This window comes from Fodinibius sp. GM108, from assembly GCF_058386985.1.
Genome location: NZ_JBYEIR010000001.1, coordinates 590,119 through 616,799, shown reverse-complemented (window position 1 = coordinate 616,799; position 26,681 = coordinate 590,119). Strand labels below are relative to the sequence as shown.

Annotated in this window: 20 protein-coding genes and 1 pseudogene; 7 read left to right on the top strand and 14 right to left on the bottom strand. The window is 44.9% G+C overall.

Translation table 11 applies throughout. The features are described 5' to 3' along the window. Nucleotides 1–2: 2 nt before the first annotated feature. Both ACT3ID_RS02695 and ACT3ID_RS02690 read right to left on the bottom strand, forming a co-directional pair. A complete protein-coding gene (locus ACT3ID_RS02695) occupies nt 3–914 on the bottom strand; it encodes a hypothetical protein (protein WP_491540433.1) in 912 nt (303 codons plus the stop codon). 632 nt (nt 915–1,546) lie between these two features. Further along, a complete protein-coding gene (locus ACT3ID_RS02690; protein WP_491540432.1) occupies nt 1,547–4,180 on the bottom strand; it encodes a M14 family zinc carboxypeptidase in 2,634 nt (877 codons plus the stop codon). A 317-nt stretch (nt 4,181–4,497) separates the two neighbouring features. Here ACT3ID_RS02690 and ACT3ID_RS02685 point away from each other — a divergent pair, with 317 nt between their 5' ends. Continuing rightward, on the top strand, nt 4,498–4,995 hold the full coding sequence (locus ACT3ID_RS02685) for a DUF4199 domain-containing protein (protein ID WP_491540431.1): 498 nt from the start codon (nt 4,498–4,500) through the stop codon (nt 4,993–4,995). Between the two features lie 32 nt (nt 4,996–5,027). Further along, the gene (locus ACT3ID_RS02680) at nt 5,028–5,393 is read left to right on the top strand and encodes a VOC family protein (RefSeq protein WP_491540430.1); all 366 of its coding nucleotides are present in this window, start codon (nt 5,028–5,030) and stop codon (nt 5,391–5,393) included. Nucleotides 5,394–6,030: 637 nt separating this feature from the next. Here ACT3ID_RS02680 and ACT3ID_RS02675 read toward each other — a convergent pair. The 4 genes from ACT3ID_RS02675 to ACT3ID_RS02660 form a co-directional block, all read right to left on the bottom strand. Then, nucleotides 6,031–6,915, bottom strand: a complete 885-nt coding sequence (locus ACT3ID_RS02675) for a phosphorothioated DNA-binding restriction endonuclease (protein ID WP_491540429.1) — start codon at nt 6,913–6,915, stop codon at nt 6,031–6,033. 9 nt (nt 6,916–6,924) lie between these two features. Then, nucleotides 6,925–8,361 (bottom strand): 5-methylcytosine restriction system specificity protein McrC, encoded by a 1,437-nt coding sequence (locus tag ACT3ID_RS02670; protein WP_491540428.1) that lies wholly within the window; start codon nt 8,359–8,361, stop codon nt 6,925–6,927. A 12-nt stretch (nt 8,362–8,373) separates the two neighbouring features. Then, nucleotides 8,374–9,816, bottom strand: a complete 1,443-nt coding sequence (locus ACT3ID_RS02665) for an McrB family protein (RefSeq protein ID WP_491540427.1) — start codon at nt 9,814–9,816, stop codon at nt 8,374–8,376. 500 nt (nt 9,817–10,316) lie between these two features. After that, entirely contained in the window at nt 10,317–12,593 is a 2,277-nt protein-coding gene (locus ACT3ID_RS02660; protein WP_491540426.1) for a carbohydrate binding family 9 domain-containing protein, read from the bottom strand. 137 nt (nt 12,594–12,730) lie between these two features. On the opposite strand from ACT3ID_RS02660, the gene ACT3ID_RS02655 reads away from it, so the two are divergent. Together ACT3ID_RS02655 and ACT3ID_RS02650 are read left to right on the top strand one after the other, a co-directional pair. Continuing rightward, a complete protein-coding gene (locus ACT3ID_RS02655) occupies nt 12,731–13,123 on the top strand; it encodes a BlaI/MecI/CopY family transcriptional regulator (protein WP_491540425.1) in 393 nt (130 codons plus the stop codon). After that, on the top strand, nt 13,110–14,252 hold the full coding sequence (locus tag ACT3ID_RS02650) for a M56 family metallopeptidase (protein WP_491540424.1): 1,143 nt from the start codon (nt 13,110–13,112) through the stop codon (nt 14,250–14,252). The genes ACT3ID_RS02655 and ACT3ID_RS02650 overlap by 14 nt, the downstream gene beginning before the upstream one ends. Here the strand turns inward: ACT3ID_RS02650 and ACT3ID_RS02645 are convergent. From ACT3ID_RS02645 to ACT3ID_RS02630, 4 genes are all read right to left on the bottom strand, one after another. After that, complete coding sequence (locus ACT3ID_RS02645) at nt 14,246–14,743, bottom strand: HAD domain-containing protein (protein WP_491540423.1); 498 nt, start codon at nt 14,741–14,743, stop codon at nt 14,246–14,248. The genes ACT3ID_RS02650 and ACT3ID_RS02645 overlap by 7 nt on opposite strands. A 237-nt stretch (nt 14,744–14,980) precedes the next feature. Beyond that, on the bottom strand, nt 14,981–15,307 hold the full coding sequence (locus ACT3ID_RS02640; RefSeq protein WP_491540422.1) for a helix-hairpin-helix domain-containing protein: 327 nt from the start codon (nt 15,305–15,307) through the stop codon (nt 14,981–14,983). Nucleotides 15,308–15,515: 208 nt separating this feature from the next. Then, the gene (locus tag ACT3ID_RS02635; protein WP_491540421.1) at nt 15,516–15,743 is read right to left on the bottom strand and encodes a DUF3185 family protein; all 228 of its coding nucleotides are present in this window, start codon (nt 15,741–15,743) and stop codon (nt 15,516–15,518) included. Between the two features lie 199 nt (nt 15,744–15,942). Next, nucleotides 15,943–17,409 carry a sugar porter family MFS transporter gene (locus ACT3ID_RS02630; protein WP_491540420.1) on the bottom strand — a complete coding sequence of 489 codons (1,467 nt, stop codon included), beginning with the start codon at nt 17,407–17,409 and terminating at the stop codon, nt 15,943–15,945. A gap of 291 nt (nt 17,410–17,700) precedes the next feature. Here ACT3ID_RS02630 and ACT3ID_RS02625 point away from each other — a divergent pair, with 291 nt between their 5' ends. Continuing rightward, nucleotides 17,701–17,997 carry a GIY-YIG nuclease family protein gene (locus tag ACT3ID_RS02625; RefSeq protein ID WP_491540419.1) on the top strand — a complete coding sequence of 99 codons (297 nt, stop codon included), beginning with the start codon at nt 17,701–17,703 and terminating at the stop codon, nt 17,995–17,997. A 243-nt stretch (nt 17,998–18,240) separates the two neighbouring features. On the opposite strand, the gene ACT3ID_RS02620 is transcribed toward ACT3ID_RS02625, so the two are convergent. Then, nucleotides 18,241–18,885, bottom strand: a complete 645-nt coding sequence (locus ACT3ID_RS02620) for a hypothetical protein (protein ID WP_491540418.1) — start codon at nt 18,883–18,885, stop codon at nt 18,241–18,243. Between the two features lie 198 nt (nt 18,886–19,083). Here ACT3ID_RS02620 and ACT3ID_RS02615 point away from each other — a divergent pair, with 198 nt between their 5' ends. Next, nucleotides 19,084–19,554, top strand: coding sequence for a YehS family protein (locus tag ACT3ID_RS02615; protein WP_491540417.1), 471 nt, complete (start codon nt 19,084–19,086; stop codon nt 19,552–19,554). Between the two features lie 23 nt (nt 19,555–19,577). Here the strand turns inward: ACT3ID_RS02615 and ACT3ID_RS02610 are convergent, their stop codons facing one another. Next, on the bottom strand, nt 19,578–20,762 hold the full coding sequence (locus ACT3ID_RS02610) for a CapA family protein (RefSeq protein WP_491540416.1): 1,185 nt from the start codon (nt 20,760–20,762) through the stop codon (nt 19,578–19,580). Nucleotides 20,763–21,263: 501 nt separating this feature from the next. Here ACT3ID_RS02610 and ettA point away from each other — a divergent pair. Continuing rightward, nucleotides 21,264–22,924 (top strand): annotated as a pseudogene (gene ettA / locus ACT3ID_RS02605) (energy-dependent translational throttle protein EttA). A 588-nt stretch (nt 22,925–23,512) separates the two neighbouring features. Here the strand turns inward: ettA and ACT3ID_RS02600 are convergent. After that, nucleotides 23,513–25,738 carry an amino acid permease gene (locus ACT3ID_RS02600; protein WP_491540415.1) on the bottom strand — a complete coding sequence of 742 codons (2,226 nt, stop codon included), beginning with the start codon at nt 25,736–25,738 and terminating at the stop codon, nt 23,513–23,515. A gap of 105 nt (nt 25,739–25,843) precedes the next feature. After that, complete coding sequence (locus ACT3ID_RS02595) at nt 25,844–26,584, bottom strand: hypothetical protein (RefSeq protein ID WP_491540414.1); 741 nt, start codon at nt 26,582–26,584, stop codon at nt 25,844–25,846. Between the last annotated feature and the right edge of the window lie 97 nt (nt 26,585–26,681).

Below are 26,681 nucleotides of genomic sequence, written 5' to 3'. Positions count from 1 at the left end.
GTTTAATTATTTGGAGTTCCCTTAACACCTGCTACAGGTGATTCAGCATTCCGATACTCAAACCTCTCCACTGAAACGACCACACTTTCATCCTCCGGATTGTATACCGTACAGACTTTGGTGGGATAATATCCACTTCGATCCACAGCTGGAGGAGTTTTGATATCATGACATTTATTGGGTTTAGACATCATATAATCCACCGCGATCATCTCTTCCCAAAACGTAACACGGCCATCATTGAATCCATATATCCACGAACGGGTAAAAGGTTCTCCACTAAATTCCGGGCCCGTAGGATCAACAAGATGATTACCCATTGCCGGTGCGGCTGCCCCGACATCTTTATAATCTGCATGAATATAGTTCGACGGTACCGGTTTTATGGCTGTTTCGTACTGATCACAGCGCATCTTCTCCGGTCCGCAAGGTCCGGGCATAAGTGAAAACACTTTTTCAATACTTTCCATATAAAAATGGATGTCAAAATGCGGCACATTCCACACTCCCTCCGGCAGATGGCCGTGGGGATTATAATTTAACAAGACCCATTTAAAAGGGATATCACTTCGGCGACTAATGTCGGATGGCAGGGGTATCACCCGTTCATGCCACATCAGGCATTCGGTTTCCTTATCGATCACTTCATCGCTATTTAAATCCGCACAGCGGTTGCCGTCGGATATTGCGGTCGGTAAATTCTCCAGTGAACCTTTCGAAAATAACACTCCAATAGACTGTGGAACGCCATCCGGATCAACTTCAGCATAGGATTCAACCTTTCCGTTGCCTATTTCGGCTATTCCACCATACATTCTGTCACTTGTGGTTTCAGATGAATTGTTACTGCTTGCAAATGCAAACCAAATCAGAAACGCTGCAGACAGAAAATTGACAATATATAATTTTACCATTTTGTTCCTCCATAATATTAAAATGGCAATTTAACATGTAGACAAGAAACGAGCTCAATGTTGTGATCTGCATCTCTTGACACACCAAATTAAATTAGCTCTAACATGCGACATTTAGCAATCATAAAAACTATTAGAGCGATAATTTTTTTCGGACCCACTCCTGTCCTCTCCCTAATGATTTAGGGAGAGGAACTTTCTTTTAACAGATGATATCTGTGATCAATGAGTCGCTCTGACCAAAACTTTAGCGTAGCTTGGGTGAGTATTAATTCCCGGACCACCCTTGCCCTTGTGGAATCTCCCGATGCTCGGGAGACCACAGCGTGGCCTTCCACAGGGCTTGTCCTTTTTTCGGACCCACCCACTCCTACACCAAGGTTTCGGAGGCAGGCTTGTTCCCTCCCTAAGAAGCTGGGGAGGGAAACTTTTTAATGGAATACATTTGTAATCAACGAGTCTCTTCCTCTAATCCTTTAGGGGAAGAACAAGCTTGTGCTACGAAGTTTTAACGTAGTAGTGAAGGGGTCCGACAACGGACCCACCTCTCTTGTTCTCCCTCCCTGCAAGTATGGAGGAGAGAAACTCCTGGAATAAATTTCGATAGCCGGTCAACGTGTTACGCAATAAAATCAAAAAGAGGGTGTCAGCAATACGCTGTTGATAAACAATCGCTCCGGTCCGCGCCAGTAGAGGCGAAAAACCGGCTGATCCGCAAAAAGTATCACATCACCGCGTCCTTGCGGCTCGTGGATCAGATACGCATTGCCCGCAAAATTTTCCTCGTTCTCGTCAAAGACGAATCCACTGATTCGCGGATCCTCATCGAATACTCCCACATTGGCTCCCTTCTCGGAGGGTGTAAAGATATAATCGCTGTCTATATGGACCGGGATCTGTGCCTCGTAACCCAGCGACAAGAAATGATTACGGTCGAGATTGATCCTGAATGTTGATCCCGGCGTATGCCCTACACTGACAGAATCCGAACTCTCACCCAGCAAATGGGAGCTCGTAAGATCAACCTCATTATCGGCGGCAAACAGCGCGCCGTCTTTTATCCCGATAAAAGTACCACCGTCGACAATCCAGCGCTTTAGCTTTTTAGTGCCGCTGCTGCCGAGCACCCTTTTGTATCCCGAGGCAGAACCCGGAGGCATGACTACCACATCATACTCGTGCAAGTCGATATGATTGAAATCTTTTGTCCGCAGAGCTGTAAAAGGCAGACCATAACGCTTCTCCAGATTATACCACAAAGCCCCATAACTGCGGCCATTTGTAGGCTCATCCATCAGTACCAGAATCTCGGGCTTCTCCAGGTTAACAACATTCCGGGAACCAAGAAAGATACCTTCGTCCGTCCACGCAGCATCCACCGCCTCAATATTTGTACCGGTTTCCTCGGCCAGTTCCCTGATGCGGTCGTGCAAGTTATCGGGATTGCGCTCTACCCTTACCACTACGATCCCGCGGTCATACTCTTTATCTCCTTTGACAAATGATTCAGTAGCTACGGCCACACGAAACCCCTCAGCCACTAAACGGCTCAAAAGTCCCGCGGCATCATTGGTTGCATATGGGAAGATGTAAGCGTAATTGGCTTTCTCCAACTGGGTGATTTCACCTCCGTTTTCCGGGTTTGAAACAACTCGTGAGGTGTCACTATCAATTGCTGATGTTAATCCGTAAGTGTCGATCCCATACGTCAGCGGCAGCGACCAAGAGGTAACATCATAGAAACCCAGACTTTTTTTCGGAGCGTTTTCACCGACCGATTTATTGTATTCATGGGCCGCACGTGCCTCCTCCAGGAACTCCGGCTGGATGTCGACATTTCTTTCCAGCAGCACTTTGGCCAGTCGCTTTTGGGGCTGGGACATCGGCACGATATAGCTCCCCTCCGGGAGTTCAACCTCTCCGCTCTCCCCGGTTAGATAATCGGTACCTTCAGCCGAAACGGGCTGATCGGTCCGGCACACTTCAATGTGATGATCTAATAACAGGCTCACCAGATCTTCGACATCATTGGGTTGATCTCCGGGCAGAAGAGCAACCTGTTTGAGTTGTTCATCTTCTACTTCTTGCATCCCTTCGGCAAAGAAATCATAGTAATCCAGAAGAAGACTTTCGCTATTGTCGGCCGTCGTCTTGGCCGTGGCAATACTTGCTACCACGTGGTGGGCAATGGCATTGCGGAGCGTGGCAATCGTCCCGTCAGCTTTGCGATACCGGAAACCTTTATCACCGCCGCCGTTGGTCTCATACGTCATACCGATAGCACCATTGAAGGCAGGATAAGAATCCCAGTATCCGGGGTAATGCAGATCAAAAACTTCACGGGCATAGTACGTCCACCCGAAACGATCGAAGGCCGCGGCATTATTCTTTCCATACTCTTTAGCCCATTGGCTTGTGGATTCCGGATAATTGGGATTCACCGGGATCGCGTACGGAGCAAAAAAGTACTCTTCGGGTTCTCCATGATAATCCACCCAGAGTTGCGGACTCCAGTGCAGCATATTCTCCGAAACAATTTGCGACTCTTTCTGAGTGAGGGCAAAAGCATCTCTGTTGCTGTCGATATGATAGTGCGTGTCGCTGGTAGACATCAACCAGTCGGCCTGGTGCTCGGCGGCGTTTGGATCGGCCGTACCGTTTTCACCTACTTTCATGCCCTTCATCCACACCACGTGACGCTGATGACTGTCGGGATTGTGGACCGGATTGATCACAATAATAGAGTTGTCAAGGGTCGACATCGTTTCCGGGTCGGTAGCTGCCGCAAAATGATATGCGACCTGTAGCCCCGCTTCGAAGGAAGCCGACTCTTCACCGTCATTGGCATAGTTCATCCACGATATCGCCGGAGTTTCCGCTACAACTTTTTCGGCTTCCGCACGTGATGTATTCCGCGGATCTTTTAAGCGAGACACCGCCTGCCGATGCTGTTCCAGATTCTGCATATTCTCGGAAGAGCTGATGATCACCAGGTACATTGGGCGATCTTCCTGCGACTGCCCGATATGTTCGACCTTCACCCGTTCGGGTGCCGCTTTTTCCAGCTCGTGGATATAATCCACCATCCGATGGTGTTCCGTAAGATCGGAACCGAGCTCATAACCTAAAAAGGAAGACGGAGTCGGTATTTCGCTTTTGTATTCCGCATCCGGAAGAAATGGTTCGTGCTGGGCCATGCTTCCAAATGGGAGAGTAATCAGCAGTAATAGTGAAAAAAGAGCAATGAACCTGATTTTAGAACTCATAAGTATCCCTGTCTATTTGTATGATCCCGAGATTTATTCACTCCGAAACTATTGAATGAGCAGACCATTTGCGAATTGGTGAATGACTATTCTTTTAAGGCTACATATATACACAAAAGCCATCTCTGGCAGAAAGTATGTAATCCCACACCGACGGAGCGAAGTCGAACAGATCTCCATTGCCTGTTCGTGCAGGATTTATCTATGTCAACAGATTAAATTTTAAAAATAGAATCCAACTTCATTGACAATATTTGGGGAAATGAGTTACTTGGGATAGTGCTTATTGGCCGATTACCCAAAAACTAAATGACACTATGAAAAAATATCGGATTGAGATAAAATGGGCGCTCATCTTTGTCGTTATGACGTTAGCATGGTTGCTGCTAGAAAGAGTCGCAGGGCTTCACGGTGAGCATATCGATAAGCATGCCATCTTTACAAATTTCATCGCCATTCCGGCCATAGCGATTTATGTTTTGGCACTCCTGGATAAACGGAAAAACTATTTCGATGGGATTATGTCTTACAAGCAGGGCTTTATAACTGGTCTGATCATCACGGTGATCATTACTGTTCTCAGTCCGCTGACTCAATGGAGCATTTCGACGATAATCACGCCCGACTATTTCCAGAACATTATCACCTACTCCGTAGAAAGCGGTCAAATGTCCCAGGCTGAGGCGGAAAGCTATTTTAACCGAAATAGTTATATTGTTCAGGCCCTGATCGGCACGCCCATCATGGGGATATTAACAACGGCAATCGTTGCCTTTTTCACACGAAAGAAACCAGTTAAGGCTACGGCGGCCTGAGAATTACAAACACAAGCTATTTTGAACGAACCATGTTTAAAAAATTAGATACTACTATTCTCCGCGTCCGGGATATAATCAGATCAAAAGAGTGGTACGAAGATAAGTTAGAACTAAATTCTCTTTACTTTGACGAAGATGAAAAACTAGTTGTCCTGGATACAGGGCAAAATTCCTCTTTAACCATTTGGCAAATTAAACGTGGTGAGAAGTTTATTCCGGCAACATCATCCGGTTGTTACCCGATCTTTTCAGTAGACCAGGCCGGGGAAACAAGAAAGCGACTCCTCGAAAAAGGAGTCAAAACCGGTGATCTGCTTGAAGGGAACGGCGTGATCTATTTTCACCTGTTTGATCCTGATGATAATCTGCTTGAGGCATGCCAGGTCCACGAATAGATTATTTAGCCTAAACAGTACACTGCTTTCTGGTAGGAGAACAGTGTCTCACATCTCGATCTCGTTTCGCATGAAGCGTAGCGAAGTGAGAAACCTTTCTTTTTCGTTATTCGCTGGTCAAAGGTTCTATACGCGCACAGGCGGATGGCAGAAGCAGCTTTATCATCCACTATTTCCTATCCGATGAAACAGCTATTACCCGCCGATTATTAATTATCACATACCCGTTAATTACATATTAGTTACTGATTACCTGCAAGGTCCAATAAAAACTTGTTCTGTGTAGGGTAATCATGGTATATTATAAACAGTTGATCGAAATAAAGCTCTGCAAGCGCAGGGCTTTTTCTGTTTTGTCCCTTCATTATACTGTTTCAGCTTCTCCCGCTGGGCAAGTTCATCCCATCAATTCTGATCTGTGTAGATCTGTTGCCTCACAATTACAAGTGTCCTGAATGCCTTAGTGGTAGAAACCGACCCACCTCTCTTGTTCTCTCCTCCCTACACGTATGGAGGAGAGAGACTCTTTTGAACAAGTTTTCATTTGGCCAACACTTCCGCTCATTTTTCGGGCCATCAACTTCGCCTGAAACAAGCTTGTGCTACGAAGTTTTAACGTAGTAGTGAAGGGGCCAGGTCACACCCGACCCGGACTTTTGAACACTTGGTCGTGGTTCCAGGCAATATAATCGACCCTCGGCTCATATACCGCCCGCACCGGCTGACGAATTTCATCGCCATGAAAGCGTCCCAGCCAGAGATCAAAGCCGTCGGTACCGATCACTTTTTCTGATACCAAGAATCGCTGATCTTCATTAAGGGTAAAAGCCCCGAGATCAAACAGCTTGTGGTGCATCGTGCACAGGGCAATGCCGTTTGTGATATCATCAGGACCACCGGCACTGTGCCATTTGATATGGGCAGCTTCGATGCAGATGGTTTTGGCACCGATGCGGACGTCAAAATCACAGACCGCGCACCGGTGCTCATACGCCTGTAGCACTGTTGATCGGAAATTCGGATCACGCGGCTTTCTCGTCACCGCCTGATCCTCCAGGTTCAGTCCCGCTTCGTGAATAATATCTTCGTGGATCGTATCGGGGAAATGCGCATCCAGCAGCTCCGAGCAGATCTCACTGACCAGAGAAGGATTTTCTTTTAGGAGATTATATACTTCCGCCGTAAAACCGGCACGGATGTCCTTATTTCTGAGTTCGGTTTTTCGCACTCCTCCACTGCTGTTTAACGTCAGCTCATCAGCACGTTCCACTTCCCACATCCCGTCGTTCCGTAGTCTCCAGAATGGATAATGCGTGTTGCCGGCATTGCGCGGAGTTCCAAACTCTTCTAGCAGCCGTTCCAGCTTCTGTTCAACCATCTTGTAAGGAAGGAGTCGCTGATCTTGGTTCTGCAGATATCCCAGGGCCAGCATCACCAGCAACGGCTTATGGGGAGCCCGGCGGTCACCATTTTTCCAAATGGTGAGAGAACGGAATTTATTTAGGATTTCTTGCTCGGTCATGGCGGCACTCTAAAATAACCTCTGTAGTAGATCAATTTCCTTTTCCTCCATAGAAAATGGGACCGCAGTGAGATTAAGCTGGATATGTCTGTTTCCTCGTGTTATCTCGGCAGTATGTACATGACGATCACGCTCTATCAATGATTCCCAGGTCTCCTTTTTACAGGGATACATAAGTGAGCAACGAATTTCTCTGTCTTCTGGAAGAGAAGCATAAGCCAATATTTGGAGCAAATCATTACGATGACGTTCCCTGATAGTATCGCCGATATTATACCAGCTTTCGGTATTCAGATCCTCCCAGTGATCTTTGTATTTCGCGTCTACAATATGGATCGTATCCTCTTTCTCAACCACGAGATCTGGAACCAATGAACTTTGCGAACCTAGGAATGGAGGATCCCACGAGATGGGTACTACTGTTTCTCGGTTACGTCCGCTTTTTAACGTGCCACCGGTTTGCTGTACTATTTGTTCGACTATGGATTCGACATATGATTCAAATAGCTCTTCCATACTCATCATCCATGGCAAGCCGCTTAAATCTCCTAGCCCAGCCAATCCTTTGTTTTCAGTGGTCCACGCTACAGCTTCCAATCCATGCTGGATAACCTCCCCCTGCATCGGCGATGATTGCAAATAATCAATCTGAATATTAGGACGCTTAGGCTGACAGTCGGCTACTTTTTGTATAAGCTGATTACAATAATCAATAAGCTGTAGTACATAAACACCAGAATCTCGCTGAGTTTCCAAACTTTGCCGCTGCTTTTTAAGTGCAAAATGCACGATGGATTTGATTTCTCTATTTTCTTGCAGATCAGGATAACGACAGCGGAAATTTAGAAACTGCCCTTTTGGAATTTGCTTCTGGGCGTAATCAACCCAGTTTACACACCCTTTCGGTTTCGATCGATACACTTCATCCATTTCGAAGCGACGATTCAACTGTTGAATCATTTTATCGAGGCGACCTAGAATTACACTAGATAAAACCCATGGTGGTACGCGCCGCTCCGAGATCTTTAGTTGAGGTAGATTCAAAATATTCGGCAAAATCTTCCATCCTGTGGTTGACAAGATTGGTCCAATCCCCTGCCATCCAAAACGGGGCTTGACGATTAAACTATACTCATACTTATGAGTTACAGGAGATAGCAGCGGTATAGCACCAATTCGGGTATGGGCTTTTACCTTTAATTTAAGTTCGTCACCCGAATAGAAAATTTCTGGCTGAATGTTGAACTTATTAAAAACGTCTCTATTCAGATTTAAAAACTGACGTCCCAGTTTTGCCGTAATTTTATCTTCATTGCGGGCATTTACATGCTGGGATAAAAAGTCTGTGCTTAAATACTCAGTACGGTTATCCTGAAGTTCTAATACATCTGAATGATTGGCCTGTAATCCCTTTGCCCACTCACCAGCTGTTTGCTTATTAGCCATGACAAACGATTTCTAAAGTTGTTCAATCTCCTGAATATATGCGTGGACAGCATCTGCAAAATTAGCCACATATCCCTGAGCCAAATATTCTTTCAGGAGCGGGATCAAATTCGTCTGCATCTGATTGGCGGCATCAACTCCTTCGTGTGCAATGAAATAAGAGTGACCGGGCATCAAGTCAAAAGAATCCTCCGAAGCATAATTAATAAAAATTGACAGTAATTTCTGATATGCTTCCATCGTAATATCACTGCCCTTTTCCTCTACAACTTCGATTTGTGGCCACATATTCAGGAAAGCAAACCGTCGTCGGATAGCAACATCCAAAATAGCAATACTTCGATCTGCAGTATTCATTGTTCCCAAAATATGCAGGTTGTCAGGGAAGGTTAACTCCTGGCCAATATCACCTCCAAAATTATAAGGCAATTGAATGGTGCGATCCTCATATGGCTCTAATCCATAAATAGCCTCACCCAGAACTTTTGCCAAATCAGCACGATTAATCTCATCAATTACCAATAGGACATCACCATCTGTATTGTAGGCTTTTTCCACTGCCTCCAATAGATGTCCCTTGGTGACATTAAAGTTTAATCCCAAATCTGTACCTGTTGATGCAGGAAATAACCCTCCCATAAAATTTTCATAGGTAATGTTAGGATGAAACTGAATAGTCATTCCCTGACTTCCATAATCTTCTTCCAACAACTTATTCGCCAGTCGGGTTTTGCCCGTACCCGGCGGTCCTTGAAGCACAACGTATTTCCGCTGCTTTAATAGATTGCCAACCTTTTGTTGAGTTACGGTCGGCATCAAATAAGAAAAGTAGCTACTTTTAATCTTATCATACTCGTCTGAAGCAGCGCTTAAAGGTGTATGGCCGCGTTCCTCAAAATTAAAATCTAAAAAAGCTTTTAAAGCTTGATCTGCCACTTCATCCTTGGCGATGCAAAATCCATAAATCTCCTTTCCATAGCGATCGAAAACGTTTTTATATTCGGGATAGGCATTGATCACGTTTTGAGGCACGGTGATATCAGTACGGACCGCATCCTTTTTAGCCCAGGCGATAGGCTCGTTTCCTGAATACTGCTCATTTAACCAGCGAACAATGGCATTCATTTTTCTTGAATGTCCCGGTTTACCGATAATATTCTCGTCCGGGCTTAATCCCTGCGTACCCACTCCCATTGCAATCATAGCTGGCCCCTCTTCAACAGGAAAAATTACAAAGCTCATCCCACTATATCCTCCACTGGTAGGATTAGACTCATGAATTATAGCTGAAAAAGGAACCTTCGCCGCTGGAGTACGATATTGAATATCTTTTTGGGCTCTTACTGGATAGCGTCCTCCAGTTGAGCCGAATAGCTCTTCAAAAGCTTTTTCTGATTCCTCCGACCAACGCTCTGAGTTATAGGATTTTGTACACAGCTCAAGTAATGAATTCATACTTATAAATTTGTTTCCCCGAAAATGACTCTAAAAGGTGAGTTATTTAGGTAAAGAAAACAAATCCTGTTTTTTAACGTGCCTCAGCGATATCCAATCAACCGACACATTTTTGTTACACTACCCGACATAGTCTTGTCAGTTACCACATAGTCGTGTCGCCCACCTTAACCTTACTACGTCCCTCACCAGTACATCAGTGATGTACGACTGTTGTACATAGTCGATGTCCGACACTTGCATGGTTGAAGCACTGCGGAAAAACGAGCTCTGTATTTTTCTGAAATCCCATACCCATAAAGATTCATATAAGCACAATATTACTATTATAGTAATGGCAGGATCACTAATATAATAATGACAGTGTCACTGACTAGTAATGATAGTATCACTGGCATTATAATGGGAGCATTACTGTCATAGTAGGGGGAGTATCATTGACATTATAAGGAGAACTTTCTATCTCTGGTAATAAGTAAGGCGGCCTATAGGATTGCAAATCAAAACACCCAGGCATAGCCAATCTTAAAGTATCCGGTTCTGTTCCGGATATCCAGTGGTCGCTCATTTATTCTCTGGTAGTCGCTGGAATATCCCAAAAACAGCTTCGACTGCGGATTGATTTTATAGGAAAAAAGCAGCTGGTAAAAAAACTCTTGCGTCACCGGATCCACAGCATCCGGACTATTGTATTCACCTGGATTTCGATCAACGTATCGATATTGAAGAATAGAGCGGAAAAAAGCGTTCTTGTTGAAATGATAAATCATCCGCGTCCCCAGAAGATAGGTTGAAAACGTTGTAGTTCCTCTATAGGAAAGCCGCTGGTAATTGGGATCAATTTCAAGATTAAAATTTCTGCTGATATCCAGGGTTAATCCCGGGTGAACGATAAGCTCATTAGCTTTTCGAACATTGGTAAAATCTACCGCCTTCCCGTAAGCTGTATAAACTCTGAACTTTGAAAGAAAACCGGAAGGCTGGATCCGAAAGAAGAATATGCCTTTATCCAATCCCGAAAAGATGCGGTTGCTGAATCGCTGCTTTTCAATCGTATATTCTGTAAACACTTCACTTTGCAGAGGTCCCCTGTAATTAGCAGTAAGAGAGATTGATCGATCGGTTAGCGTTCCCGACTGGTCTGTAGTAATCTCAAAAGCCGGTCCGAATTGAATAGCACTAAACCAACCAGTGGAGTTACCGCGAAATATCCGCCGACCGGCAGCGCTGACTGCCTGGAAATTGGCGCGGGGAAAGAATCCATTATCATTTCTGAAACCCGATGACAACGATCTGTACTCTGCCTGACCTGCCCAGTTCTCACTGCTGTGATCATAGTTTACCTGCAGTGCACTGCCACCAAAATTACCCGCCGGCTGATTAAACTCACTAGCTGTTTCTTCAGTGTAATCCGTGCTCGAATGCAGGTATTGAAATTGCAGCGTATTTGATTCCCAAAACTGAAAATAGCCGTCAATTCCGCCCACATAGTTTTGATAGCTGGTATTCACGGATTGTCTTGCTTCTCCAATTATACCGACAGTAGCATTATTTGTCAGCTGATTGCGATATCTGACAATTTCACTGTAACTGCGATTAGTCAAGATTTTGTTTTGCGACTGCTGATTGGCCGGGAACAATATGCGGGTGCTTTGGTCCTGCGTTGCAAAAGCACCAAAGCTGTGAGAGTCCATTTTCCCCGTTATTTTTAGTCCGCCGCGCGGCTCTATGATAGAACGGGTAAATACAGCATCAAGAGGAGTATCAAAAATCTCTGCACTCTCCAGGAAAAAAGGACGCTTTTCGGGGATAGATAGCTCGAACCGCTGATTTTCACGCAGCTGGAGCGCATCGGCTTCAATTTGAGAAAAATCGGGATTTATCGTGGCGCTCAGATTCAGGTTCGGCTTGATGCCCCACTGTAGGTTTCCTCCGGGATTCAAAGTGATTGCCCCCTCCTCACGTCCATCGCTGTTTTCGGGTGTGAAAGTATCAGTACGCTTAGCCGTAAGCACAGGATTTAACGTAAGATTAAGTCCGCTTGAAAGATCTTCGAACCCATTAATTTGATTGAATTGCGCCATCACCGACCGCTGATCTAAATTAATGGGATGAGAACGGATCTCGTACTGAACGCTTCGGGGATAATTCCGAAACGCGCTGATTCTCCAGTTTTGCAGAGATTCAGCCGGTATATTGATGGAAGAGAAGGGTATGCGAATTTCCACTTCATACCCATCTGCCGTAATAGTTCCAGCAGATTGCCAAATTGCATCCCAGGAATAGTTGGTAGAATTTCGCTGGTTGGAATAGATGGCATCGGCCTGAACGCCCATGGGATTTACGCGAAACTGCATACCCCACTGTTCATTATTAAAGGGATCTATCGTTATCCCGACATGATCGTCTCGCATCAGCTTTTCCCGGCTGTCCCTGTCCATAAAGTGCGCCCGAATAGCATCGGGATCAGGATCCGAAGCTCGAAAAGCGACATACAGATTCTCACTGTCATAAGTTACCAAACAGGTTGTGGCAACCGGCGGATCCGCATTTGCTTCCGGAAAGCGTTCATGATTTAACGGTATAACGGTGGCGTTTTCCCAGGCGGATTCAGTGGTCGAGCCATCAATAATAACATCTGCCCCGGCTTTAACGACTTCAGCATTGGTTGTTTGGGTTTCTCTGGTTTGTCCATACGATATGGTTGCAAAAAACATCCATACGAATATAAAAAGCTTGACCTTTACCGGGAATCCTGCAGCGGTATCGAATAGCATAATGAACATATTTATTTATAACGAAATGTTTCGTAATTAAAATACGAAAGTAATCGTAATTAGAAACCCCGACAGTTTTGGATATTCCGCATTGTTGTTATATTTAAAAACGAAAATGTTCGTAATAAGTATTACCTATGAATACAGACCAGCTTCCCACTGAGGCCGAATTATCAATTTTGAAAATTTTATGGGATCAGGGACCTTCGACGGTTCATGAAGTCCAGGAAGCTCTGCCCAGAGATTCCGGATACACGACGGTTTTAAAATTTTTGCAGATCATGCATGAAAAGGGAATCGTTGACCGGGAAAAAGATGGGAGAGCACACCGGTACTGGTCTCTCCTCGATAAAGAGGAAACTCAGCAAAAAATGTTGGGAGATTTTACCAATCGTCTATTCGACGGTTCAATGCAGCAGCTCATGCAAAGAGCCGTTTCTTCTGATAAACTGGATCGCGACGATCTGGACGAACTGGAAAAGTTATTGCAAGAGTTAAAATCGCAGCAGGGAGAGGATGACAATAATTGATCTTATCTTTGATATACCGTTCAAACAGGTTGGATGGACTTTTGTACATTTTACCTGGATCAGCACGCTTTTTTTGGGAGGAGTAGCATTTGTACTTAAGATCGTTGAAGATTATAGTCCCAAACTAAAATATAATATCGGTTTGGGAGCTTTATTTTCACTGCCATGCATTCTCGGACCCCTTTTGGCAGAACACAACAGCTTCTTACCTCCTATTGGATTGGCGGATTGGGATCCATCAACAGAAGGCCAAGCAGCCTCTGAACCATTGCTTGAGGGATTACCTCAGGTTTCGGGAATAGAGTTGGCACCTGGCATATTCAAACTTTTGGGGATCATCTGGATACTTACAGCAGCAGTCATGCTGGGATATTTTTTGTACACCCTGATCATGGTGCAATTGAAATGCCGGGAAAAATCTGATTTTGATGATCAACTAATTCGCGACAATCTGAAAAAATTGGCCCTTGACCTGGGAATTTCAGAACGTTTGAAAATCCGTAGTTCTAGTTATGATAATGGACCTGCTGTAGCTGGATTTATTCGTCCCTATATTTTACTGCCTTCATCGCTATCCAATGATTATAACGCCAAGGAACAAAAAGCATTACTGCTGCATGAATTAATTCATATCAAAAGAAACGACTATCTTGTGACTTTACTGCAGCGTATCATGCAAAGTATCTTCTTTTTTCAACCGTTGGTTTTATGGTTAAATCACAAATTAGATCTGGAAAGAGAGTATATCTGCGACGATGAGGTCATCAGTATCACTGACGATAAATATTCGTATGGAAATTCGTTAGTGAAACTTCAACTCCAAACACAGTCTGTACTAGCAAATTCTCTTAACATATCTGGTCATAATACAATCGATCGTATTAAAAGACTCAGGAATGACAGCAATGATCAAAGAAGCGGTGTTCAAGGATACATCCGCAACTTTGTTTCTTTTTTAATTATTGCTATTACACTGTTTTGTGCTTTCTGGAATTCATACCACTTACATTATAATCACACAGACCAGCTTCGATCATCCGAAAAAAATTCCCAGTGGATTACATCAAATAAAAGCTTGTTTTCTCAAGGGGCTCATACAGAAATTTACACAACCAAACTGGATCACTGACAGTCACCGTTCAATATCTTTCCCGCTTTCATCACCGCCTCTTTTTCAGCAAGGCCGGCATTTGGATCTACCAAAATCAGATTTGGTCGTTGTTCTTCTAAGAAATCCTCTGCCCCAATATCATCAATAATTACAAAATTGCGACAGTCATTTTCTTCCAGCCATTGCTTTATTTCATCACCGCGACATAAGTTGTCACCCTGTTCATGATGACAGAGTATGGGAGTGGTTCCAATCAGCATATCCGGATTAATATTATTATCCTTCAATATCTGACGCAGTTCCTGCAAGTCGCGCTTAATACGCCAGGTAGAACTGATGACAATCCGCGCCTCAAAATACCTGCAAAGCAACTTGATATTTCGACAGGCAATGGGACACCAGTTTTCATTTATTACTTTTCCGGTCGTGCGCCTCTGCCGCCACATCTGATTATAGGTGTTCATAACACCATCAATATCAAGGAAGATGATGTTCGGTGATGACTTCATATCCCGGAGGGAATTGATAAGTTTCAAGTAGCTTACAAGAAGTTAGATGCTGGTTAACCAACAGGAGAGATTTTTATTATGATAAATCACCTGTTTTCTACAAGGCACAAAGAACACTCAATTGTAAGAGCCAGAGGTAAACCACAGTTTAAATCTGCGCCGTCAGCGAAATCTGCGGGATATAAACAAAAGTTCTTTAGTGAACCCTCTTTTTACAATACTTTAGTAGTATGTATTCTATTCCAAATTGAGGATCTTGGCTGCGCGTTTGGGACCGATGCCTTTTATGGATTTTAGCTCCTCTTCGGAAAGCTGCAGTAGCGCTTCCTTGCTTTTTATCCCCCGCTCGATCAGGTTCTCAGCCACGCGGCTGGTAACACCGTCTATTTCTGTCAATCGATCGATAGTCTGTGCGGTCGACTCTTCCTTTTCTTTATTTCGGGAAGAACGGGTTTGCTCTTCGGAATCTGCCCAGCCGGGTGAATCATTGCCACTTTTTTTGTAGAGTAAATATCCTCCGATCGGTATAGCTGCTAGGAGTAAGGCTTTCCAAAACAACCGCATAATGCTGTTTGGTTAGTTAAAAGTTTGCCTGTATCCCTAATTACTGCAATATCTCCCTTCCCTGCAAGCAGTGCCATAATAAAAATGATTAAATAGCACGCTGATAATACAGATTGGACGGATGACCGCTGGTTATGTTCCGGTTTTGAATATTTGAATAACTGTCCTAAGAATTTCTACTCATTATCAAAACACCAATAACCAAAAACTAAACTCCGGACTCTCCTCTCAGTAATCCAACAAAACCACCGATAGTAGCCGCAGCGCCAATGATGATCATCCACATAACATGATCTGAACCCGACCCGCCCAAAAACCGGCTGATGCCCAACTGCAGAGCATCGGGACCTTCATATCCAAAATAGAGCAGCATAATTCCCACGATCATGATAATCGCTGATAACGTTTTTCGGCTGATATTAATATCTGGATCCAAGGTTGGAGGTTGCAGATTTGAGGTTAGAAGTTGGAGATTGGGTTTTTGAAAATTGAAGTTTTACGAAAAATAATTTCAGTTGCCGATTTGCGAGGCCGTTGTCAGACCTCTCTCATTAATGATCACAACCACAAACTTAATGAAATAAATAGGTATTAGCGCCCGGACTCAATTAGCCCGGGCGCTAACAATCTATATTTTATCCTCCCTCCAGGGCTACATCTCCGCCTGAAATTTCTGCTTCCTTCTCTTCTTGTTCTTGGGACATCTCTTCCAGGGATTTACCCATCGTTTCATCAACAAAGTTTTTCACAACGAAATAGGCCACGAAACCAAATCCGGCGTATATTCCGTAAGAAAGACCCAGTCCGATGTTGGTCAGTAATATGGGGAAGGTCAGTGTAATCGCAAAATTGGATAACCAGTGTAGCAGGCCGCAGACAGACAGAGCGGCGCCCCGGAACTTATTGGGAAACATTTCTCCAAGCATAACCCACATAATTGGTCCCCAGGTTGTGGCAAAAAATGCGATATATAAGTTAGCAGCAATCAGCGCCCAAACACCTTGTGTCTCATTAAGCTGCAGTTCACCGGCCGCAGACAGATCGCCTGTGGTAAAAATAAATGCCATGGCCCCAAGCGTCACTGCCTGTCCCAGTGCACCGACCTTCAGCAACGGTTTTCGTCCCACCTTATCGATCAGGTAAATTGCCAGAAATGTAAATGCGATATTGACTGATCCGTTGATTACATTCGTGAATAAGGCATCCGCTTCGGTAAAGCCCGCTGCCTGCCAGAGTACCGACCCGTAGTAAAATACCACATTGATTCCGGTAAACTGCTGAAGTACTGCAAGAGAGATACCAACCCAAACAATAGGATGCACACGGCCGGTTTGTTCCATGATAATATCCGTCAGCTTCGGCTTGCGCTTTCGGAACACAGTTATCTTGATCTCCTCAATCATCTCCGAGGCCTTCTCCGGATTAGTCAGATCTGCAAGGATTGCCTTGGCCTTATCATACATCCCCGCCGCCACCAGGTATCGAGGCGATTCAGGAATAAACAACAGTGAAAACAGAAAAATTGAGGCCGGTAAAATTTCTACCCAAAACATCCACTGATAAGCACCAAAACCGGCCCACAGCGTTTCGGTTGATCCACCAGCCAGATCGGCTATTATATAGTTACTCAAGAAAGCGCCAAGTAGTCCAATCACTATCATCAACTGTTGTAGAGAAGTCAATCGACCTCTGATCTTCGGAGGGGCAATCTCACTAATATATGCCGGAGCCAGAACACTGGCACCACCCACAGCTAATCCGCCAAGAATTCGGAAGAAGACAAATGATGCAGAACTTCCTGCTGCTCCCGACCCCCACGCACTAATTATAAATGCGATTGCCGTGGTAATCAGCATAGGTTTTCGTCCAAATTTATCAGCCAGCGATCCGGCAAAGAAGGCACCCGCAGCACAACCCAAAAGCATCGATGCTACATTGAAACCGGTTCCAACAGCGTCAGAATTGAAAGCCATCTGAAGAGCGTCTACCGTCCCGTTTATTACGCCACTGTCAAAACCAAATAAAAACCCACCAATAGCCGCAATGGCCGAAAGAAGTATTACTCGTGATGTATTCCCTAATTCATCCGTGTTTTGAGCCATATTTGAGAATTTTTTGCATGATTATTCAAAAAACTATTTATCTATTATCGTAAATATTTAATTAAAGTCAAACAGTGGCATTCTGCCTGTCCCCGATCTATCGGGGAGGGAGCACAGCGACTCAAAGAATCTCCCCGTCTAGGATCTGAAGGATTGCCTTCCACACAATTGCGAACTATTTCCGGAAGATAGATTCGACTCCACTCCCCTATGCTCCGTTTCGCTCACTATGACATCGACGTTGTTTTTATTTTTTGTAAGGATCTGCTGCCCGGATGGTCTTACTAACCTATGAAGAATAAACAATACTTTGTTTACATGATGACGAATAAACATCATAGTGTTTTGTACACTGGAATGACTGCATATATTGCCGACCGCGGTTGGCAGCATAAAATGAGGCTGCTTGACGGTTTTACAAAAAAGTATAACGCTACAAAGATGGTTTACTTTGAAGCGTTTGAAGATGTTAACAAAGCTATTGCGAGGGAGAAGCAGATCAAGGGATGGACGCGTCAAAAGAAGGAGTCATTGATAAATAAGGTAAATCCTGAATGGAGGGATATTTACGAAGAAGCAATCCGTTAGAGGAAATACTAAATAAAAAGCAGTGTCATTCTGCCTGTCCCGATCTATCGGGGAGGGAGCACAGCGACTCAAAGAATCTCCCCGTCTAGGATCTGAAGGATTGTCTTTCACACAATTACGAGCTATTTCCGGAAGATAGATTCGACTCCACTCCGCTATGCTCCGTTTCGCTCACTATGACATTGTGTTTTTAGCCTTTAGCCGCAGAGAGAGTGACAAGGTTCGCTGTATCATATCTTAATATCAAAACCACTGCTCAATAAACAATCCCAAACTGCCCCGGGTAAATTTCTGAGCCGTATACCAGTCTTTATCGTAAGCCAATCCCAGCTGAAGTCCCTTAGTGAAGCGAGTACCAATCCGAAGCTGAATAAAACTGCGCCCATGGTCGGAAAATCGATCCCAGGTAGTAAGGACATTTGCCTGTCCATATAGTGATAGTTGCTGACTAACCGGCTCAATAAATGTTGCCTGAGCAAATAACTCTCCGCCCGCAAAACCATTTTCGTGGTAATATACGGCGGGATTGGTAATCAGCGTAAACGGACCCGCAGCATGATAGGTCTGCAACATAGCCTTCGGCATCAACCCTTTGGGATTGTTGTAGTAGAGTCCGGGCCCAATGCCCAAACTTTGTGAGACATTCCAAAATATCGCCCCCTGTACGCCGAGCTCATCAAAAGACTGATCTTCTGATTCATGATATCGCTGAAAAAAAGCCAGGTTGGTAAAGGTAAAGTCACCTTCATTATCCAGCGGCTGAACCAAAAATGTTTGAAAATCAGTTTTATTCGGTCCACCCATTAGAGATGACTGAATCTGCTGGGCACAGAGTACCTGCGCTCCGATGAATATCCATACTGTTGCTAAAACTATTCTGCGGATCATATTGTAGTTGTGTGTAACTCAAGATTATAAGGCGAGACGAAATTAGAAATATCTGTCGAAAATGCAATAGATACAAAAGTAAAGAACCTATACCTGGTATTATTAGAAATAAGGATTCAAACCCTTACCTTTCAAACTAGCAGAAATCAAATCGAATTTACGCCACCATTACGGCTAACCTCCACTTCCTTTTTTACTATGAGAAACGACGACGTAATACAAAGTATCCGTTATATGCTGGATCTTAATGATCGTGATATCGCACATATTTTAAAGCTAAGAGGATATAAACCTTCACGCGGAGAAGTGGCAGCTATTTTTGCCAGCCAAAATAAACCGGAGGAAGAAAAAGGAGAAGATTGCGGTGAAAAACTGATGGCTCATTTTCTGGATGGTCTTATCTATTACAAACGCGGAAAAAGCAAAGATCACCCACCCCGGCCGATTAAAACGCCTGTCACTAATAATATGATATTGAAAAAGCTGCGGGTCGCATTTAAGTTGCACGAAGAGGATATGCACGACATTATGGATCTCGGCGGATTTTCGATCTCCAAGCATGAAATGAGCGCTCTTTTTCGCCGCGAAGGACATGATAACTACCGCGAGTGCGGAGATCAGATATTGCGATATTTCCTAAAAGGTTTAACAAAAAGACTAAGGCATTAATACTGGTTTTTCTGTCGAAAGGATTACTCCCAGCGAAGTGCTAAATTCCCATCCGAAGATTTCTCTACACGATGGCCAAACTGATTACATTCCCGATCAAGAATCTTACGAAGCCATTCCACATCTTCTTCGGATGCCCGCTGTAACTGAAAGCGATCTACCCGCACTGGTACCATCTCCAGCGACTGCAACGTCCCATTTTCATTCAGCTTCGGAAAATACATCAGCCGAAGATCGGTCCGATACTGTTCGTGTCCGCCGATACCCTCGTAATCATTGATCAAATCCCCGCACCCATAAAGAATCAGTTTGTCGTCGTATACTTCTATCCCTTTCGGATGATGTGACGAGTGTCCGAATATTACATCCACAACCCCCTGATCAATTAGTCGCCGTGCAAACTCCTGCTGTTGTGAGGGGATATCATAGCCCCAATTGCCGCCCCAGTGCAGTGAAAGAACCACAAGGTCGCCCTCTCCACGATAATGGTCAATATTCGAAGCTACTTGTTCTGCTGTCTGGGGATTTATATTTGGCAGCACATTCACACCGGGCTGGTCATCATCGGCACTCCATGTCATGGGTACGCCCGCAGAGGGAGAACCATAAGCAAAAACGAGCAGTCGTCCTTTTTCTGATTCCATTACGGCAGGTTTAGCGGCTGATTCTGCATCGATCCCCGCGCCGGTGGTTCGGATCCCCGCTTGCTGCAAGGTATTCAATGTTTCTTCGAGTCCGTCAAACCCCCAATCCAGGATATGATTGTTGCCAAGCACGCATATATCTATATCGGCCTCTGTCAACAGCTGTATATTTTTCGGATGCATGCGGTAATGGATCCCTTTGTTTTTCCAGTAACTATCGTGGGTGGTAACAGCGGTTTCTAAATTTATTATCCGTACATCCGGATCTATATCATTGAGTATGTCTAGAGCATCTCCCCAGATGTAGCGGTAAGAAACTTTATCAGGTATATCGCCGCTTGTTTGCTCGGCCAGCTGCACGTAACGTTTTGCACTTTTTGTATACCGCTCATAAAGCCGTGGATCTACTGAATGCGGCAACACCTGGTCGATACCGCGTCCTGTCATCACATCGCCTGCCAAGAAAAGCGTAAACGCATTGTTTGTTTTCCTGTGGGATGTACCGGCTGAGAACCCCACCGACTGTAGGTAACTCAATGGAATCATAGTTGTTAATCCCAGCATACGATATAAAAAAGCTCTCCGGTCCACGATACTCCCCTCACTGATGTAGTGATGTGCAGAATTTCTCTTTTATCTGGATCATAAAAACATCCCGTGATGGGTTATCATTCGCATACCTTATTTTGATGGATTGCTTTCAGGATCTGTAGCTAAGCCTTGATCAACGAAACCTCCCTGCGAAGTATGCTCTGCGTCCGCATACTTCCCTAAGAAAATCAAACGCAGAGCGTTTACTGCTGTCCCGACGCGGAGCCCAACTACGCTAAAGCTACGAAGGATACGAAGGGCAAGCATCGGAACAAGATATCTACTACTGTTCGAGGGTACAACCCTCTCACAACCAATAATAAAAATATCTTCCTTCAGCTGCTCTGCGGCTGAAAAATAGTGGACGCTCTGCGTCCGCTTTGCAAAAATTTATTTTTTGCAAACGTTATAATTTCATTACCAAACCCTTATCTTGACCGACTAACAATTTTTAGCAATTCAATTCTGTAATACGTGAGTGATCAAAAAGTAATTTTTTCGATGGAGGGTGTCAGCAAAGTATATAAGCCCAATAACAAGGTACTGGATGACATCTACCTCTCCTTTTTCTATGGCGCAAAAATTGGCGTGCTGGGCAGTAACGGATCCGGTAAAAGTACGCTGCTGGAAATCATTGCCGGCAAGGACGATAATTACATGGGCAATATCTCCCGAAACAAAGGAATCACTTTTGGGATGCTGCCTCAGGAACCCAAACTGGATTCCGATAAAACGGTCAGAGAAATCGTACAGGAGGGCGTGCAGGATAAGATTGATCTGCTCAATGAATATGAGGAGGTAAATGCTGCTTTTGGTGAGCCCGATGCTGATTTCGAAAAGCTGATCGAAAAGCAGGAAAAACTGCAGGAAAAGATCGAACAACTCGGAGCGTGGGATCTCGACAGCAAGCTCGAACAGGCGATGGATGCCCTGCGCACGCCACCCGGCGACACGTCTGTGGAAGTACTATCCGGCGGTGAGGCGCGTCGCGTTGCACTGTGTCGACTGCTGCTCAAAAAACCGGATGTACTGCTGCTTGATGAGCCAACAAATCACCTGGATGCCGAATCAGTGGCCTGGCTAGAACAGCACCTGGATCGCTACGAAGGAACGGTCATCGCTGTCACTCACGATCGCTACTTTTTGGACAATGTAGCCGGATGGATCCTGGAGCTTGACCGCGGAGAAGGCATTCCGTTTGAAGGAAACTACAGCTCGTGGCTGGATCAGAAGAAAAAGCGGCTGGCAAAAGAAGAGAAAGAGGAATCCAAGCGACAAAAAACGCTGCAGAAAGAGCTGGAATGGATCCAGCAGAATCCCAAAGGCAGACGATCCAAGAGCAAGGCACGTATGAAGAATTGCTCTCGGAGGAACGCAGGAAACAGCGTGAGGATATGGAGATTTTCATACCGGCTGGTCCACGACTGGGTGACAAAGTCATCGAAGCAAATAATGTCTCAAAAGGTTACGGTGACCGACTGCTTATCGAGGAGATGAATTTCAGCCTGCCGCCCGGCGGGATAGTAGGTGTCATAGGTCCGAATGGTGCCGGTAAGACAACGCTTTTCAAGATGATTACCGGGGAAGAAAAGCCCGACAGCGGAGATATCGAACTCGGTGATACCGTGGAGCTTGGATATGTTGATCAGAAGCGACCACTGGATCCCGAAAAAAGCATTTGGGAAGAAATATCTGATGGCAAAGACACTATTCAACTGGGCAACCGCGAGATCAATTCGCGCGCGTATACGGCACGATTTAATTTCAGCGGTAGTGATCAACAGAAACGCTGCAGCGAGATTTCGGGTGGAGAGCGCAACCGCGTGCACCTGGCCAAAATGCTGAAGCAGGAGGCCAATGTGTTGCTGCTCGATGAGCCGACGAATGATCTGGACGTCCATACCCTTCGTGCGCTTGAAGAGGCATTACTGGATTTTGCAGGGTGTGCGGTGATCATCTCACACGACCGCTGGTTCCTGGATCGTATTGCTACGCATATGCTGGCGTTTGAAGGAAACAGCCAGGTTTATTGGTTTGAGGGTAATTATTCGGAGTACGAGGAAAACCGCGAAAAACGACTGGGCTCAAAATATCACCCCGAGCGCGTGCAGTATAAAAAACTGATGCGGGATTAGATTATAACCCTAAACCCATTTATCGTCCGGCGCAAACCTGTGACTTGTGCTTTTTGACCTACTCCTGCCCTCTCTTTAAAGATTTAGGAAGAGGAACTTAAAAAGCTTCAGTTTTCGATTCACCTAGTCTCTCTTCATCTGCATAGTAGGGTAAAAGCAAGCAATTGGTATAAGTTATAAACTTGCCCTAGTTCAGGGGATAAAGGTTCGGGAGTACAACTCCCTCACAACCAGAGGAAGTCCTCGTGAAATCCTCCGATATCGGAGGGCCACCTTGTGGCATTCCAAAGGGCCTGTCCTCTCTCTAAAGATTTAGGGAAAGGAACTTCTATTAACAGATTAAATCCCGATCAACGAGTTTTTCTCCATACGAAGTAGGGAGAAAACAAAAGAGGGTCCGTCAACAGCGCGGGAATTAATTTTCGCGCGAGTTATTTCCGGAAAAATCATAAATGATAAAGACTCTGGAATATTAGCAATCTCTAGTTATACCCACCCCGCCGCTTCGCGGCACCCCTCCCGAGAGGGGACTTTTTTGTTACTTGGAATTTTTGGCCAAATAGAAAACCGTAAAAACTGTAACGTATCTTATGCCAGAACATTTTCGTGCCCCGAATCAGCAACAAAGACACAAGCCGATTGCGTACGTTCAACAAAAGATCGCAGTTCATCGAGATTCGGATCTTCAGGTAATCCCAGCAGATCCAGATCGGCCTGTGGAGCGTTCTGCATCGCTTCTTTAAACGTACCGATCTCCACATGTGGATTCGCCTCCGGAATACGAGCTGCATCCAGCAAGTTCTCAAGATAGCGGTAGGCTTCTTCTACCTGAGATTCCTCCACCACAGTTATGACTCGCATTTGAGCATTCCAGTTTAACTTCAACTTATAAGCGGTAAGCAGTGCCAAATCAACGTTTCCAAGCTCCATACTCAGATCCCAATCAGGACTTCGTTCCCTTATCCATACATTCACGGATGAACTTCTACCCAGCTGTGCAATGGGATCTTCAACATACAGTTGAATGCCCATATTATTCAGTCTTGCCTGCTGGATAATAGAGTGTATCTCTTCATCGTAATTCTTATGATTCGGCAGTCGCAGAAAAAGAATATTGGGACGGAAAAATGTCCCTTGCAATGTCTGAAGTGAGGTTACGATCGCTTCTTCAAAATTGTCAGAATCAATAACACTCCATCGTGTATATACATTTTCCCGGCTGAAAGACATAGCAAAATCCATTAACGAATCCCTGAGTTCACTGCTACTGTTTCTGCCTGATATCCCCACTAGTTTTATTGATCCTTTGGGATAAACCAGATTTCTGATGAGACTAAAGCTACCGCGTAACTCGCGGGCGCTTCGGACCGGAACCAATAAGTTTGCTTTCCATGCGCGTTCATTATCTTCGGGCAGAAGAGACACCCGCTTGGCGGCCCATTCAGCCAGCGATACAAAAAGGCCGCTTCGCATATCTCCATAGGGTACCCTTAACTGTCTGTTGGAAAGATACAGGTAGGTTATAATCACAAATGCCAAGGCTATCAGCCCGAATGTAGCATTGATGATAAACATCGTAAACAGACAACCCACTGTACCAAGAAGCGGCACAAATTTCGGAATACTAAATGTAGGGCGGAAACTTATCATATCCATCGTTTGCTCGATGAAAACGACGAGATTAATCATCATATAAGTAATGAGAAAAAACATCGTGATTAGCGGGGCGATCGTATTCAGGTCGCGAAGCAGCAATGTGACAAAAACAATAGCACCCGTAAAAAGTATGGCATTTCGCGGCTCCCCTTGTGAGGAAATTTTTGAAAACATCTCACCGCCGGGAAATATCCGGTGATCACCCAAAGCCTGTAAAATACGTGGCGCTCCCACAATAGACGCCAATCCCGATGAAAAAGTAGCGCCCAAAAGTCCGCCCAACACGGCCGGAGGCCATAAAGCATAATCGATCATTACGTTGTAATTGCTTACCAGCTCACTGACAGGGGCCACCTTTGCAAACCAATATCCCGATGCCATATAAATAACATAACTAATCACAATAGCAGAAATGGTCCCGACCGGTATACTTCTCTTGGGATTTTTTAACTCACCGGACATATTGGCGCCGGCCATAATACCGGTAGCGGCAGGAAACAGGACGGCAAAAACCACCCAGAAACTTGTCCCTTCAAAATTGTCGTCCGGGGCCCCCGGAAATTCTCCCCACCACTGAATATCGTATTCCAGCGCACTGGTAAAAGCTGTAGCTCCGACCGAAATCAGTGCCCCGGCAATAATAGCCAGAATAATATATTGTACCCTGAAAGCCAGCTTGGCACTCAAGAATGCAATCCCGAAGAGCATCCCAAAAACTACAAGATCAACCAATATTGCGTAATGATCGGGAAAGATATAAAGCCATCCTTCTCTAAACCCGAAAACATACATGGTAATCGCAAAAGTCTGGGCCAGGTATAAAGGTACTCCCACACTTCCACCTACTTCAAGCCCCAGCGACTGTGAGATAATGGAATACGCCCCTCCCGCTCTTATGCGAATGTTGGTGGTAATACAGGACATCGAAAGAGCGGTAAAAGTGACGATCACGAAGGCCAGCGTGATGATCAGCCACCCACCCAACAGTCCGGCATTGCCGATCACCCAACCCTCTCTCAGGAAAAGAATGACTCCCAATATAGTTAAAAGGGTAGGTACAAATACGCCTCCAAATGTGCCGTATTTTTGTTGAACGGTAGATTCTCTTTCATCAACCTGTTCCTGTAATGTAGCCTCTTCTGTTCCTTTGGGGCTCATTGGCAGTACATTTATTAAGCTCTATATCAATGTATAAAGCCTGCAGCCGAAATCACAAAAGAATATAGTTATAGCTGGAGATGTACTATAGCATCTATAGCTGATTTACTGCTCTGCCAACCAAACTTTGACGTCCGTGTAAAAGAGCGTTGTAGTTGCCTCAAATCCCGATCGCGTGCCGATCAACAACCAAAGTTGACCCTCACTATCAGTGGTAACCTCTCGCGGCCCGCTGTCAATCTGCTTGATCTCATATTCACGTCCCTCTTCGCAGTCTCGGGAGTTGGCGATATCCCCGATCTCAGTTGCGCGATACCAGTTCATACCATCGCCGTTATAATTTTCGGCCCAGTTCAGCCTGTAATAATCGTTTCTGCGGCTTTCATCCACGCGAGCTGGCTCGGTTTTGTCTGCATCCACATGAACAGTCACCGATTCACCAGGAGCTCCCCCTACGCCTGCACAGCCCGACGGAACATCAGTGGCAAATGAAACCTCAAAGAATAGCTGGTAACTCTGATCCGGTTCCAGATCACTGATCTGATGTATCAGATACATATTCAGATCATCGCTCAAGTTCTTTCCCGACAATAAAAACCCGACTTGATTGGTATCAAGAGGCTCAGGAAGTGGACGGAAACCACTTTTCAACTCAAAATCGTCCTCGCGTCCCACCCCATAGTTGCTGAACAGAGCTGACCAGTCGTTTGGCTGCTCATTAAAATTAAAGCGGTAGGTAATAGGATCTTCACCTGTCCCAAAAATAGAACTGCAACCTGCTAAAAGTAAGCCGGATAAGATTACAATACCTAAAGTGCAGTGTTTAAACAGATTTCGTGTTAACATCCTGCTAAGAAAACCTTCTTCTTAGTGTTATCGGTGAATATGTGTCTCTGGAAGTAACAACCGTTTATTTCTGCATCTAAATACACCTTTCAGCATT